This is a genomic window from Planktothrix serta PCC 8927 (genome assembly GCF_900010725.2).
Classification (GTDB): domain Bacteria; phylum Cyanobacteriota; class Cyanobacteriia; order Cyanobacteriales; family Microcoleaceae; genus Planktothrix; species Planktothrix serta.
The window spans coordinates 159,218-173,997 of sequence record NZ_LR734880.1 but is presented as its reverse complement, the minus strand read 5'-3'; the positions used below and the strand labels follow the sequence as shown (position 1 = coordinate 173,997).

Below are 14,780 nucleotides of genomic sequence, written 5' to 3'. Positions count from 1 at the left end.
ATTCCCTGCTATATTTCTCCTGTTTTTGCTCAAATTCATGAACAAACCTTTAAAATTATTATTAGTATCTACTCCCGTTGGGCCTTTGGGATCTGGGTTAGGAGGAGGTGTAGAATTAACAGTATTGAATATTGCAACGATTTTGCGACAAAGAGGTTATAAAATTACAATTGTTGCTCCTGAAACCTCGGAATTAGAATCTTTTTCAATAGTAGAAATTCCGGGGATATTACAAACCTTAGCCCAAACCCAAAACCGTGATGATCCAGTAATTTTATCGAATAATTCTGTCTTGACAAATCTATGGAATTATGCTATAAAAGTTGCTGATCAATATGATATTATTGTCAATTTTGCTTATGATTGGTTGCCTTTATTTTTAACCCCTTTTTTTAAAGGTAAATTAATCCATTTAGTCAGTATGAGTTCTTTAACTGATGTGATGGATCAGGCTGTTCAAAATACGATCAAACAGTGTCCGGGTTCTATTGCTTTTTATACGCAAACTCAAGCGGAAACTTTTGGTTTGAAAGGAGGTTATTTTTGTTTAAGTAGTGCCCTTAAATTATCTGAATATCATTTCTGTAAACAACCGAAAAATCAATTGGCTTGGGTGGGTAGAATTTCCCCAGAAAAAGGGTTAGAAGATGCTGTTATTGCTTCAGCTAGAACGGGAATTCCATTATTGATTATGGGTAAAATTCAAGATCAAGACTACTGGCAAAAAATTATTCAAAATAATTCCCAAGCTCCTATTGAATATTTAGGCTTTTTATCAACGGATAAACTTCAAGAACAGTTGCGTCAATGTCGGGCTTTAGTGATGACTCATCGCTGGATAGAAGCCTTTGGAAATGTGGCTATTGAAGCTTTAGCTTGTGGTGTTCCGGTGATTTCCTATCGTCGAGGAGGGCCGACAGAAATTATTCGAGATGGGGTAACAGGTTGGTTAGTGGAACCTGATAATATTAATCAGTTAGTGAATGCGATTCAAAAGATCGATCAAATTGACCGTTTAGCGTGTCGTCAACAGGCGGAAAGGGAATATTCTTTAGAGGCTTTAGGCGATCGCATTGAACAATGGTTCTTTCAAGTTATTTCGTAGTAAGCCCTTCAGGGCTATTATCTTCACAAAAAGCGAATCAATGATGATCAATTTTCAAGGATTAAAACCAGGGGATAAATTAAGAGTTATCGCACCCAGTGGAGCATTAAGAGAATGGGAGCGGTTTGAAGCTGGGGTTAAAATTTGGCGATCGCACGGTTATAATCTTGAATTCACATCGGGTTTTGATCAAGTTAATGGATATCTAGCGGGAAGCGATGAAAACCGACGACAACAATTAATAGAAGCGCTAACAGATGAAACTTGTCGCGGGATTTTATGCGCCAGAGGAGGGTTTGGATCAACTCGATTATTAGAAGGTTGGAAGTGGAAAAATATCGCTCAAATTTCTCCAGTTCCTAAATTTTTAATCGGATTTTCTGATATTACTGGATTATTATGGGCTTTTTCTAATTCCCCGCAAATTATCGGCATCCACGGCCCGGTTGTAACCACCTTAGCCAGTGAACCAGATTGGTCAATTCAACGGTTATTTGATGGAATAGAAACGGGGTTTTTTGAAGAATTACAAGGGGAAGGTTGGGGCGGAGGTTCTGTTTTGGGTCGATTATTTCCTGCTAATTTAACCGTTGCAACTCATTTATTAGGAACAGCTTATCAGCCTGATTTAACGGATTCTATAATCGCCTTAGAAGATGTTAATGAAGAACCCTATCGTTTAGATCGAATGTTAACCCACTGGCGCATGGTGGGTGCATTCAAAGGGGTTCGAGGAATTGCATTAGGACGATTTAGTCGGTGTGAAGCGGAAGGGAATTCTAACAGTTTTACCCTAGAAGAAGTGTTACGCGATCGCTTAGGAGATTTAGGAATTCCTATTGTGTCTAATTTGCCCTTTGGTCATGAGGGATCTAATGCGATTTTACCCGTTGGAAGGGTTGTTCATCTCGATGGAAAACAGGGAATTTTAAGTTTTTCTGAATAGGAATGTGACACACTTCAACATTTATGATTACAATTGCGATTCAGTCTCAGTCCTCTGTTTCGCTCAACCCTGGTTTAGGTTTTATCCCCTGTTCTTAACTGAAATCGATAGAATTGTTTAACGCTTGGGCGATCGCTCAGTTCTACGATTTCGATTTTGATTTGAACGATGATCTCCTAAAGAAATCACCTCCGCTTGATTTTCTTCTCTGGCTACTCGAATTAATAACCCAGCTAAAGCTAAACTGGCAATCATTGAACTTCCCCCATAACTAAATAAGGGTAAAGGTAAACCTGTGGTGGGTAAAGCACCCGTTGCTACCCCAATATTTAATAGAGATTGTCCTACCATGACGACCATCACCCCAATAGCAACTAATTGATGTTCAATTTGTCGTGCGTTGAGGGCGACTCGTAGAGCTAGAGTTCCATAAATCGTTAATAATAATAATAATAATATCCCTCCAATAAAGCCAAATTCTTCTGCATAAACCGAGAAAATAAAATCACTGTATTGAATAGGTAAATAATATAATTTTTGGTGAGATAATCCTAACCCCGTTCCCCAAAAACCCCCCGAACCCACTGCTAAAAGACTTTGCACTAACTGATATCCATCTCCCATCGGATCAGACCAAGGATTTAAAAAGGATAAAATTCTTCGTCTTTGATATTCTTTAATCGTAATACTTAAGGTGGCTAAAAGTATCCCTCCTAAAGCGGTTCCTCCTAAATAAGAAAAAGGCAGTCCTGCGGCTAACGCGACTAACCAAAGAGTCATGCCACAGAGAGCAGTGGTACTTAAGTTGGGTTGCAATAAAATAGATAACAATATGGTTGTAAAAATTCCCAACCAAATAAACCGAATTTGCAAATTTAAACGATACCAATTGCCAAAAAAACGTGCACTTTGTAAGACTAAAAAAGGCTTCATTAATTCTGAAGGCTGAATGGGAATTGGCCCGATAGAAATCCAGCGCGTTGCGCCATTAATCGTTGTTCCTAACCCTGGAACTAAGGTGAGAAATAATAATCCTAGAATAATTAAAACCCCCCATTGGGCAATTTTTAACCAAAATTTTAGTGAAGATTGAACAATAAAACTAAATCCGACTAATCCTACGACTGTCCAAATTAATTGACGTTTAAAATAATATAATCCATCTCCCTGTTCTGCATAAGCAATGGGATAGGAAGCCGAGAACATGACAATTAAACCCACAAATAACCAGAGAAACGTTATCCAGTGTAACCATCGAGCTTCCGTTGACCAATGAGTCACAGGGGGTGTAAAAAAGGGGAAAATTTGTCTTAAGTTCATCCAAAAAATACAACCGTAAACGGGAGCAGGAGAAAATATGATTCTCTAGTATACCAAGTTTAGTATAGGATTTAATCAAAAGAGAGGGGATATCCAAAAAGTTTAAATATTTCTAATCCTTGATGTTCAATAAAGTCAATTTCATCCGCATTGAGTACCTGCTGATATTTTTGAATTCGGGTCTGGGAAATGGGTTGACCATAGAGGTCGGAGTAAAAGGGTTGGGCAGCATCTTGGAGTTGGGAATGTTCTACTAAATTCCGCTTCCAAACTTTCTCAACATCCGATGGGGTTAGATTTAGTCCTGTGAAATTTCTTAGATCTTGTAAGGCAGAATTGGGATCACAAACCAGATATTCATATTTAATATAACAGGTTTTGCTTTGAAAATCATCAGATTTAAAATTCCAGGCTGGCGCATAAATCGATTGATAAAATTTGAGATATTCAGCCATATTTCTTTGAGTAAATAAGGAGGTTAAATGGCGTTTATTGCCTTGTTGCTTCATTCGTTCTCCCACTTGAATCAGTGAAGAAATTGTATCTCGTGGATCACGAATAACAACAATAAATTTAACATTTTCTTCTAATAATTCATAAACATCGGGGAAAAACCGACTCAGAACGGGGTGTTTAAGTACGAGATCAGTGGCATCAGTATAGTGCTTTTGAAGTTGATTTAAAAAAGATTGAACTAAGGAGGTACTGAATTGTTTTAAGTCAATGAAGTCATTGAAAAAATAGCGTCCTTGGCTTTCAAAATCAAGTTTTGCTGAATGATAAGCTTCAACTAAATGATAAAGATATCCGACTTCACCAATTAAAGGATTGGTAGCCGGATCAGAACATAAAATACTTTGGACTAGCGTTGTTCCTGAACGAGGACAACCCCCAATAAAAAAATAAGTCATTGTTGGTCAATCAAAATTTAATCTATTTTATGATTAGTTAGGCTTATTGTTATTGGACAGCACAGTTTGTGATAAAATGATATAGGGATTTTGACTGATTTTTTCAGTTCAGCGGCAGAACTCGCCGTTTTTTTTATCTCTATTCCCCTAAAAATTCCCCCCGCTTTGGTGTAATGGGGGTTGTAACCCCTTCTCCATCTTGATGTAAGTCTAATTTCCTCCCTATGACATTTCAACGCCAAACACCTATAGCATTAATCTCGATTCATGGCGATCCCGACATTGCCATCGGACAGGAGGAAGCCGGAGGACAAAATGTTTATGTCCGTCAGGTGGGGAAAGCCTTAGCCGATTTGGGATGGCCAGTGGATATGTTCACTCGCAGAAGTCATCCTGATCAACCCCTGATTGTTCACCATAGCCCTAATTGTCGCACAATTCGGTTAATTGCTGGCCCAGAAGAATTTGTTCCTAGAGATCAAGGGTTTCCCTATTTAGTGGAGTTTGTGGAAAAATTCCAACAATTTCAAGCAGAAACCGGGATACAATATGAGTTAATTCATACCAATTATTGGTTATCGGGTTGGGTGGGATTGGAATTAAAAAAACGTCAACTTTTGCGACAAGTCCATACCTATCATTCGTTAGGAATTATTAAATATCAAGCCGTTTCTGATATTCCTAAAATTGCTCAAACTCGATTAAATGTTGATAAACTCTGTTTAGAAACCGCAGAACGAGTTGTTGCTACCAGTCCTCAAGAACAACAGTTTTTAAGAGAATTAGTTTCGCCAATTGGAAAAATTGATATTATTCCCTGTGGGACTAATATTGATCAATTGGGTCGAATTTCTAAGGCAGAGGCTAGAGAAAAGTTGGGGTTAAATCCCCAGGAAAAAATTGTATTTTATATTGGTCGATTTGATCCTAGAAAAGGGATTGAAACTTTAGTTCGAGCGATCGCTGATTCTAAATTTCGTCATTCTCCTGAGTTAAAATTAATTATTGGCGGGGGCTCTCGTCCGGGTTGTAGTGATGGATTAGAACGCGATCGCATTGAGAAAATTGTCTATGAATTAGGGTTAAATCCTATTACCCAATTTACAGGCCGAATATTAGACGAAGACCTGCCTTTATATTATCGAGCGGCGGATGTTTGTGTGATTCCGAGTCATTATGAACCCTTTGGTTTAGTCGCTATTGAATCTATGGCTAGTTATACTCCCGTAATTGCTGCTAATGTAGGAGGATTAAAATTCACTGTAATTCCTGAAGTAACCGGCTTATTATGTCCGCCCAAAGATGATCTAGCTTTTACTGAAGCTATTGATCGAATTTTATCTGATCCTGACTGGGCAAAACAACTTGGAGAAGCCGGAAGAAAACAAGTAGAAACTCAATTTAGTTGGCAAGGTGTCGCCTTAAAATTAAGCGATCTTTATACTCAACTTCTGAGTCAACCTGCAAAAAATTAAGATCCTGTTGATGTTTAACAGAAATTCTCAAAAGTGAAAAAGGTGGGTCTAGCCCACCTCAGTTAATCTAATTAATATTAAGGTTTAGCCTCATAACGCTTTAGCTTTGGCTAAAACATTATCCAGGGTGAAACCAAATTTCTCCATCAACACGTTACCGGGAGCAGAAGCACCAAAGCGATCAATACTGATCATGTCGCCTTGATCGCCAATATAACGTTGCCAACCGAAACTGCTGGCAGCTTCTACCGCTAACCGTTTGGTTACAGCTTTCGGTAACACAGATTCTTTGTAAGCCGCATCTTGTTCTTCAAATAGTTCCCAACAGGGCATAGAAACCACCCGAACTTTCTTGCCTTCGGCTGTTAATTTTTCGGCGGCTTCCACACACAGAGACACTTCGCTTCCCGTTGCGATCAGAATTAAATCGGGAGTTCCTTCCGAGTCAGACAGAACATAAGCTCCTTTGCTGACCACATCAATAGAACTACCTTTTAAGTTCGGTAACGCTTGGCGAGTTAAGGCGATCAATGTGGGACGGTTACGATTTTCAACGGCGACTTTATAGGCCCCAGAGGTTTCGTTTCCATCAGCCGGACGCATCACCAACAGGTCAGGAATAGCCCGCAGGGAGGCAATGGTTTCTACAGGTTGGTGGGTAGGGCCATCTTCCCCAAGGGCGATGGAGTCGTGGGTCATCACATAGATCACCCCGATTTCTGATAAGGCGGATAAACGAATGGCCGCCCGCATATAGTCCGCAAACACTAAGAACGTCGCGCAATAGGGAATTAACCCAGAGTAATGCAGACCAATTCCATTACAAATTGCACCCATTCCGTGTTCTCGGACACCGAAACGCAGGTTACGGTTTTGATATTGTCCTTTTTGGAAATTGCCGAAGCCCTTCATTTCCGTTAAGTTGGAGTGGGTTAAGTCGGCTGAACCTCCAATTAATTCGGGGATAGCGGGAGCTAAGGCATTCAGACATCCTTCGGAATATTGACGGGTGGCTTTGCCTTTTTCTTCCGGGGTAAAGGTTGGGAGGGCTTTTTCCCAACCTTCGGGGAGTTTACCCGTGATCCGGCGTTCAAATTCTGCGGCTTCTTGGGAATATTTGGTTTTGTAGGTTTCCCAAACTTGATTCCACTCGGCTTCCAAATTCGCCCCGCGTTCAACGGCTTTACGGAAATGAGCTAAGGCATCATCGGGAACGACAAAAGGTTCAAAGCCCCAACCCAGATTTTTCCGGGTCGCTGCTACTTCATCTCCCCCTAAAGCGGCTCCGTGAACTCCAGCCGTGTTTTGTTTGTTAGGAGAACCATAGCCAATGGTCGTGGTGACTTTAATGAAAGAGGGTTTATCGGTGACTTCCTTGGCTTTGGCAATGGCAGCCGCAATTCCATCTAAATCAGTGTTGCCGTTTTCAACGTGCTGAACGTGCCAGTTGTATGCTTCAAACCGTTTGCTGACATCTTCAGTAAAGGAAATCTCGGTATTTCCATCAATGGAAATATGGTTATCGTCGTAGAGGGCAATTAATTTACCCAGTCCCAGGTGTCCGGCTAAGGAACACGCTTCACCCGAAACGCCTTCCATATTGCAACCATCCCCTAAGATCACATAGGTATAATGGTCTACCAAGTTGGCATCGGGTTTATTGAAGGTCGCCGCGTCATGGGCTTCGGCCATTGCTAACCCAACCCCATTGGCAATTCCCTGACCCAAGGGGCCAGTGGTGACTTCTACCCCGGCTGTGACAAAGTTTTCCGGGTGGCCAGGAGTCTTAGAACCCCACTGACGGAAGTTTTTGATATCGTCTAAGGAAACGCTATCGTATCCCATCAGATACAGCAGGGCATACTGCAACATGGAGCCATGACCTGCGGAGAGTACGAAGCGATCGCGGTTATACCATTTAGGATTTTTGGGATTGAACCGCATAAACCGATCCCACAGCACAAATGCCATCGGCGCAGCACCCATCGGTAATCCAGGGTGGCCGGATTTTGCCTTTTCTACGGCATCAATGGCCAGGAAGCGAATCGAATTTATGCAAAGTTCTTCAAGTGAAGCCATAATTATTGTTATCTGTAAACTTTAGTGAGTGCGTGAGCGCTTCTGGTCAGAATCTCAACAAGTGATTCTATGCCATAAGTCGCTCTGGAATTACCCTTAGACCGCATCTCAATCATCTCACCACTTGGGACACGCAAGCAACCCAATTTTTAATTTTGAGTCAAAGTCAATTTTTGGGTCTATACATAAATTATCAATTTTGTCAATACCCTGACCTGGGGCTTGACTTTTTCTTCAAAAAACTCGTGCGTCGCAGTAGCGATAAACCGATTAAATCTTCTCAATCTTCAACGATTTTTAAGGGTTTCGACTCTTATTTTTGCCTATAGTCACAATAACCCCTTGGCTGAGGTTTTTCTAGTATACCTCAAACCCCGATGGTTTCGTCAAGTAGTTGCCAACTATTTTCAATAAAAAATCCGATTTTTCTCGGATTCTTTTAAAATTCAAAACAAATAGTCCTGAATCTATTATTTATTCTTATGTTCACAAATGTTGCTCAATCAACGCGGAAATTTTTTTGGCTTCAACTTTGCTATAACGGGTTTTATCGGGTAACATCACCAGATGAGGGCCAGATTTACATCTTTTCAGACAACCTGTTGTTTGAATCGTGACTTGATCTTTAAGCCCCCGTTGAGCTAATTCTTGTTGCAATACCTCCCAAACATCATCACCTCCCCGTTTACGACAAGCGGATTTTTGACAAACTAAGATTTTTGCAGGTTTAACCGCAGGGTTTTGTGGAGGTTCGAGGGCAGTTATCGAGGATGAGTTTAGAGTTGATATCGCTTGGGAAGTCGAAAGCACCCGATCAGCCTTTAATTTAATCGCTCCGGTTTTCAAATCTTGTCTTTTCTGACCGATCACTTGTACCTGATGACCGGGAGCTAAATCAGAAATCCCTAGGGTTCTGGCTTGTTTGGAAAGTTTAATTAACAATAATCCTAAAGAAGTCAGCAGAGTCATGGCTTTAGGCTTTCCATCTTTGCTCCAAACGGTTTGGATAGTTCCCGTCAGGTTGAATTCTGTATGGTTTTTCTGGGATTTACACATGATTTTGTTGTAAATAAAGGTTAACAATCAAATGAAATCTATTTTCAATAACAACGAGGGAGAAGCTTAGGGATAATGGCTTTGATGTTATCCTGGAGCCAATGGTTGTCAGTATAACTTAACTGAAAAGGATTCTCAATAGATAGATCGAAAAAAATTATTAAGAAATCAATCAAGATCTAAAATATTAAGTTTCTCAAAATTTCTGTTACTTACGATACATTTTACTAAAATTATGTAAAAATTTTAGATAGAGAAATACTTAACAGGACTAGGAGAATCTAACCATGAGTATGCAAGACAAAGCACGGGAACTATTGGTTCAAGATCGTCAACACCAAGAACACTTACAGGAAACTATGCGAAACCGTGTCGGGGAAGAAGAAAACGCGATGGAACAAACTCAGGAACACGCACGGGAGTTATTGGTTCAAGACCGTTTGCATGATCACCATCTCCAGGAAGCTATGCTGAGTCGGGTGGAGGAAGAAAAAGTCAATCATGAAACTCACTGAACAAGTCTGGGAGTTATAAACGTCTACAGGATGAACATCTTCACTCGCGGGATTTAACATCAGGCGAGTGAAGTGTTCAATTAACTTTGTTGGTGTTATTTGATCAACAGACAAACTTTAGCAGTATTATACTGATTAGAGAAGAATTCGTCTGCGGTAATACGTGCCACGAACAGAGGGTTAAGGAAGTTGAAAAAATCCTAAAATTAGGAATATTCGATTATCTTTCTTTTGTTTGCTAAATTATGGTTTTAATAAACCCTTTTCTACAATTTCTCGAATTTCTCTAATAAATTCGGCTGGAGTTTGAATGATTAAACCACTCCCGATAGCAACTTCGGCTGTAAAATCTTTTGTATTTAAGCTCAATAGACGATCAACATTTGCCAAAACAGCCGATGCTAAAATGGGAGTATCTTTAGCTTCAATAATCGTTATCCAGCGTGCTGATTCTTCTGGTGAGGGGTCAGGTTGAATTTCTGGGTTAATAGCAGTCAAAAGTTGCGTAAAAATTGGTAAAGCCGCAGGTAATTTTTTGCGAAAATTGCGATCGCATTCCTTTAAAACCTGCTCGGATACTACTAGCTTAAACAGACCAATTTCTGCCATTGTCAGTACAGCACGACTAGCTCCTGTTCTCGATCCAGACCCCGCAATCAATACACTCGTATCCGCAAATATCCTACGCATCCAGAATGCTACTCCTGATTAATCATTTCTCGCTCTGCTTCCAAACCTGCTAATAAATCAGTCAAACTGACATTTTCATTTTCCATCAGAGTTGCGATCTGATCAATCAGTTGAGGAACTTGAGGTTGTTTAGGTGTCAGTACAATTAAATCTCCGATTTGCAGTAATATCAGATTATCTCCCTCGTTAATATTGAGGGAATCTTGTACAACCTGGGGAATGGTAATTTCTCCTTTTCGTCCTAAAACAATAGGAATTTGTTTAATATTTATATCTGTTGCTTTCATATTATATATTATAATTTAGGTTGACTTTACTATTGTAGATCTAAAATTAAATATAGCTTAAAACATTGTACTAGCTTATCATGCGCGACAGTATACAGAACTTGCTGTAGGGTAATGATTGTTTCTCAAGGTTCTACATCGCTTTGCTACATCAAAGGATAATATATAGCAAGCCTAATTGAGTTATACTAATCAAATCCAGATCAAACCCTTACCCCGTCAGCCTAGCCATGATACAAATGATTTAGGCTTGCTATAGATATATCCTTCAACCTTTATACATAAACATCTTATGGTTAACGTTATTCGAGGTGATGTAGATAAACCAGTCTCATCCAAGAGATTGGCTGAATACTTTGAAAACAAATCCGATATTGATGGGACTTTATATCTCGGATACCCAATTATAGGTACTTCTGAGGGAGGTTATCAAATTGATGCTCTCCTAGTATCTAAACAACACGGTATTGTAATTTTTAATATTATTGAAGGTAATAACATCAACATAAATATAGAAGAAGTTCAAGATGAGAGTATTACTAAAGTTCAAGCAAAGCTACTTCAACATAAGTCTCTTACTCATAAAAGGAAGCTTATGGTAGAAATTGGAGTTACTACTTTTGCACCAGCTTTAAGTAGTAAACCTGATAGTGTAAATCAAGATTATCCAATCATTTTGAATGAGTCAGAGCTTAACACATACTTAAATTCTCAAATTTGGGAAAATCAAGAATACTTTGAAAAACTCAACTCGGTTATACAAGCTATAACAACTATACGGAAAAAGAAAAATCGTACTTATATTAAAAATGAAAACTCTAAAGGTGCAAAACTTCAGAAATTGGAAGATTCTATCGCTAACTTAGATAGAAACCAAAGTGCTGCTGTTATTGAAACTGTTGAAGGTGTACAGAGAATTAGAGGTCTTGCTGGCTCAGGTAAAACGATAGTTCTTGCTCTTAAAGTTGCCTATCTTCATGCAAAACACCCTGATTGGAATATTGCAGTCACTTTTAATACTCGTTCTCTAAAAGCTCAGTTTAAGCAATTAATTAATACATTTACTATTGAACATATAAATGAAGAACCAGACTGGGATAAAGTTAAAATTATTCATGCCTGGGGTAGCCCTTCTATAGAAGGAATCTATTATGAAATTTGTAAAAAACATAATATTGAATATAGAGATTTCAGTTCGGCAAGAATGATAATAACAAATCAATCAGGTCAAGAATTTGATGCTGTTTGTTATGAAGCTCTAATAAAAATAAAAAATTTTGAGCAGTATTATGATGCAATACTAATAGATGAAGCTCAAGATTTTTCTAAATACTTTTTACAGCTTTGCTATAAAATCTTGAAAAATCCGAAACGATTAGTCTATGCTTATGATGAGCTACAAAGCCTTAATAAGAAAACAATGGAAGCACCAGAAGATATCTTTGGAAAAAATGTTCATGGTAAACCCTTTGTTCAACTTCAGAATATCCAAGGAGAACCCAAACAAGATATTATACTAGAAAAATGTTATAGAAACTCTCGCCCCATTTTAACATCTGCTCATGCTTTAGGGTTTGGTATTTACAGAACTGAAGGGCTAATCCAAATGTTTGAATATGCTGGATTATGGAGAGATATTGGTTATGAAGTTAAGGAGGGCAAGCTAGAAGATGGACAGTTTGTAAAACTTTCGAGGACTAGCAATACAAGTCCAAAATTTTTAGAATCTCATTCACCGATTGATGATTTAATAATTTTTAAAACTTTCAGAACTAACGAAGAACAAATTACGTGGTTAGTGGAGCAAATAGAAAAAAATATAACGGAAGATGAGTTAAAGTATGATGATATAATGGTTATTCATTCTAACCCACGAACGACTAAAACGGCGGTAGGGAAAATTAGAGCTTTACTTTTTGAGAAGCGTATAAACTCTAACTTAGCTGGTGTTACCACTCAACCAGATGAATTCTTTAGTGAAGAAGCTATTACTTTTACGAGTATCAACAGAGCTAAAGGCAATGAAGCTGCTATGATTTATTTCATAGATGCTCATGAATGCTATTCTGGTTCAGAACTTGCCAGAAAAAGAAACATCTTATTTACAGCAATGACCAGAAGTAAAGCGTGGTTAAGAGTTTTAGGTTATGGTTCTTTAATGGTGGGATTAGAAGATGAATTTAACAGAGTCAAGAATAAAAATTTTGCTCTTGAATTTACCTATCCTTCTGAAGAAGAACGTAGAAAAATGAATTTGATTAATAGAGATATGAGTACCAAAGGACGTGAAAAAATAGCTAAAACCAGAAATAGTTTACAAGAAATAATTGAAGATTTGCAGCGAGGTGAGATTCAAAAAGAAGATTTGCCACCAGAAATGTTAGATACTTTAAAAGATATTTTAATTAACAATGATTAGTTCTCAAGTTATTTATAAAGAAATTGAAACTTTAACGACACAATTAATAGAAACTGGTTTATCAGAGGAGCAGAATTTTCCTTCATGTGTACGATTTCCTAATAACATTTATAAAATTGCATATTCGGGTATGCAAGATATTTCCATAGCATTAAAAAATGTTGAATATGCAGAAATATATAACGAACTAAATAAAAATAAAAACTATAATATAAAAATGATTGATGGGGCTTTAATACAATTTCTTTATACTTATGAAAATTCTAGTTTAATTTCACATCGTCTTGCGTTTTTTCCATCCCCTAACTTAGAGGCATTTCAAAACGAATCTGAAATGTATGAAATGGATGAAATTTATGCCGATATAATAGCTAAAAATATTTTACCTGTACCCATTAGACTTGATTATGATCCTAAAAATTATCAAGAAATAGACCATCCTAAATGCCATTTAACTCTAGGGCAATTCAAAAACTGTAGGATACCTGTTTCTTCTCCAATTACACCTCTTACCTTCATGTCTTTGATTTTGCGTAGTTTTTATAATACAGCATTTAAAAAATTTACCGATAAATTTCCCAGTTCTCAAAATCTTTTTTCTGAAACTATAACTGATGCTGAAAAGAAGCTATTGCACATCAATATTGTAATATAGTCAGGGTTGGAATCACAAAAAATAGTAGGGGAATGACACCGCCATTTCCCCTACAGTTCGGATTAAATGATCCTAAAATTACTTGTCATTTAACGCGGCAATTCCGGGTAATACTTTACCTTCTAACAGTTCTAAACTGGCGCCACCTCCGGTGGAAATATGGCTCATTTGTTCGCCTAAATTCAACTGTTCAACCGCCGCAACGGAGTCACCCCCACCGATAATGGTAATCGTGCCTGTTTTGGTTAAATCTGCTAAAGTTAAAGCGATCGCTTTTGTCCCAGCCGCGAATTTCTCAAACTCAAAAACCCCCATAGGGCCGTTCCAAATCACCGTTTTACAGTCGGCTAACGCTTCTTGGAAGACTTTAATTGAATCCGGGCCAATATCTAACCCCATCCACCCATCAGGAATATCATTAATACTAACAGTTTCAGCATTGGCATTGGGCGCAAAATTATCCGCAACAATCACATCGGTCGGTAACAGGAAGGTCACGCCTTTCTCTTTGGCTTTTGCTTCTAAAGCACGAGCTAATTCCAGTTTATCTTCTTCCACCAAAGATTTACCCACATTTAAACCGCGAGCTTTATAGAAAGTGAAAATCATTCCACCGCCCAACAGCAATTTATCGCATTTATCTAAAAGGGCTTCAATTACACCAATTTTAGAAGACACTTTAGAACCGCCTACAATGGCAGCTAAAGGGCGTTGGGGTTCTTCAATAGCACCTTGTAAAAACTGGAGTTCTTTTTCAATTAAATAACCCGCCACAGAAGGCAAATAATGCGTTACCCCTTCAGTCGAAGCATGGGCACGGTGGGCAGTTCCAAAAGCATCATTAACATATAAATCGGCAACAGAAGCTAATTTTTTAGCAAATTCAGGATCGTTTTTTTCTTCTTCGGGATAGAAACGGACATTTTCTAATACGGTGACATCCCCATTTTGCATTTGAGAAACGGCTTGGGCGACTTCATCCCCAATACAATCGTCACATTTAATTACAGGTTTACCTAACAATTCCGATAACCGGGCTGCCACAGGGGTTAAACGCAGGGAGTCGTCTATCCCTTTAGGACGACCAAAGTGGCTGGTTAAAATAACTTTAGCACCTTTGGAGGTTAAATCTTGGATCGTCGGCAGTGCCGCACGAATCCGTGTATCATCGGTAATTGAACCCTTATCAAGAGGAACATTAAAATCAACCCGCACTAACACCCGTTTACCTTCTAAGTCGGATGCTGATAAATCTGCTACAGTTTTTTTGGACACAGGATTATCCTCCTAGGATGTGTTCTTGTCTGAATCCGATTAAATTT

The 14,780-nt window shown here is 38.6% G+C and carries 13 protein-coding genes; 6 read left to right on the top strand and 7 right to left on the bottom strand.

The genetic code is table 11. From position 1 onward, the window contains the following. The first annotated feature begins 37 nt into the window (after positions 1–37). Together PL8927_RS23075 and PL8927_RS23070 are read left to right on the top strand one after the other, a co-directional pair. Positions 38–1,105 (top strand): glycosyltransferase family 4 protein, encoded by a 1,068-nt coding sequence (locus tag PL8927_RS23075; protein ID WP_083625804.1) that lies wholly within the window; start codon positions 38–40, stop codon positions 1,103–1,105. 43 nt (positions 1,106–1,148) lie between these two features. After that, on the top strand, positions 1,149–2,051 hold the full coding sequence (locus tag PL8927_RS23070) for a S66 peptidase family protein (RefSeq protein ID WP_083625864.1): 903 nt from the start codon (positions 1,149–1,151) through the stop codon (positions 2,049–2,051). 117 nt (positions 2,052–2,168) lie between these two features. Here the strand turns inward: PL8927_RS23070 and PL8927_RS23065 are convergent, their stop codons facing one another. Continuing rightward, entirely contained in the window at positions 2,169–3,371 is a 1,203-nt protein-coding gene (locus tag PL8927_RS23065; protein ID WP_083625803.1) for an FtsW/RodA/SpoVE family cell cycle protein, read from the bottom strand. 71 nt (positions 3,372–3,442) lie between these two features. Continuing rightward, positions 3,443–4,282 carry a sulfotransferase family protein gene (locus tag PL8927_RS23060; protein WP_083625802.1) on the bottom strand — a complete coding sequence of 280 codons (840 nt, stop codon included), beginning with the start codon at positions 4,280–4,282 and terminating at the stop codon, positions 3,443–3,445. 224 nt (positions 4,283–4,506) lie between these two features. On the opposite strand from PL8927_RS23060, the gene PL8927_RS23055 reads away from it, so the two are divergent. Further along, positions 4,507–5,757: a glycosyltransferase gene (locus PL8927_RS23055; RefSeq protein ID WP_083625801.1), complete on the top strand. Its 1,251-nt coding sequence runs from the start codon at positions 4,507–4,509 to the stop codon at positions 5,755–5,757. A gap of 90 nt (positions 5,758–5,847) precedes the next feature. On the opposite strand, the gene tkt is transcribed toward PL8927_RS23055, so the two are convergent. Next, a complete protein-coding gene (gene tkt / locus PL8927_RS23050; protein ID WP_083625800.1) occupies positions 5,848–7,836 on the bottom strand; it encodes a transketolase in 1,989 nt (662 codons plus the stop codon). Between the two features lie 486 nt (positions 7,837–8,322). Next, the gene (locus PL8927_RS23045) at positions 8,323–8,892 is read right to left on the bottom strand and encodes a (2Fe-2S) ferredoxin domain-containing protein (protein WP_083625799.1); all 570 of its coding nucleotides are present in this window, start codon (positions 8,890–8,892) and stop codon (positions 8,323–8,325) included. A gap of 287 nt (positions 8,893–9,179) precedes the next feature. Here PL8927_RS23045 and PL8927_RS23040 point away from each other — a divergent pair, with 287 nt between their 5' ends. After that, positions 9,180–9,407, top strand: coding sequence for a hypothetical protein (locus PL8927_RS23040; protein WP_083625798.1), 228 nt, complete (start codon positions 9,180–9,182; stop codon positions 9,405–9,407). A 243-nt stretch (positions 9,408–9,650) separates the two neighbouring features. Here the strand turns inward: PL8927_RS23040 and PL8927_RS23035 are convergent, their stop codons facing one another. Together PL8927_RS23035 and PL8927_RS23030 are read right to left on the bottom strand one after the other, a co-directional pair. Continuing rightward, entirely contained in the window at positions 9,651–10,097 is a 447-nt protein-coding gene (locus tag PL8927_RS23035) for a PIN domain-containing protein (RefSeq protein ID WP_083625797.1), read from the bottom strand. 8 nt (positions 10,098–10,105) lie between these two features. Beyond that, positions 10,106–10,384 (bottom strand): AbrB/MazE/SpoVT family DNA-binding domain-containing protein, encoded by a 279-nt coding sequence (locus PL8927_RS23030; protein WP_197047522.1) that lies wholly within the window; start codon positions 10,382–10,384, stop codon positions 10,106–10,108. 292 nt (positions 10,385–10,676) lie between these two features. Between PL8927_RS23030 and PL8927_RS23025 the strand changes: the two genes are divergently transcribed. Both PL8927_RS23025 and PL8927_RS23020 read left to right on the top strand, forming a co-directional pair. After that, positions 10,677–12,803, top strand: a complete 2,127-nt coding sequence (locus tag PL8927_RS23025) for a DEAD/DEAH box helicase (protein ID WP_083625796.1) — start codon at positions 10,677–10,679, stop codon at positions 12,801–12,803. Continuing rightward, the gene (locus PL8927_RS23020) at positions 12,796–13,458 is read left to right on the top strand and encodes a DUF2290 domain-containing protein (protein WP_083625795.1); all 663 of its coding nucleotides are present in this window, start codon (positions 12,796–12,798) and stop codon (positions 13,456–13,458) included. Before PL8927_RS23025 ends, PL8927_RS23020 begins: the two co-directional genes overlap by 8 nt. A 78-nt stretch (positions 13,459–13,536) precedes the next feature. Here PL8927_RS23020 and PL8927_RS23015 read toward each other — a convergent pair whose 3' ends face one another. Next, positions 13,537–14,733, bottom strand: coding sequence for a phosphoglycerate kinase (locus tag PL8927_RS23015; RefSeq protein WP_083625794.1), 1,197 nt, complete (start codon positions 14,731–14,733; stop codon positions 13,537–13,539). Between the last annotated feature and the right edge of the window lie 47 nt (positions 14,734–14,780).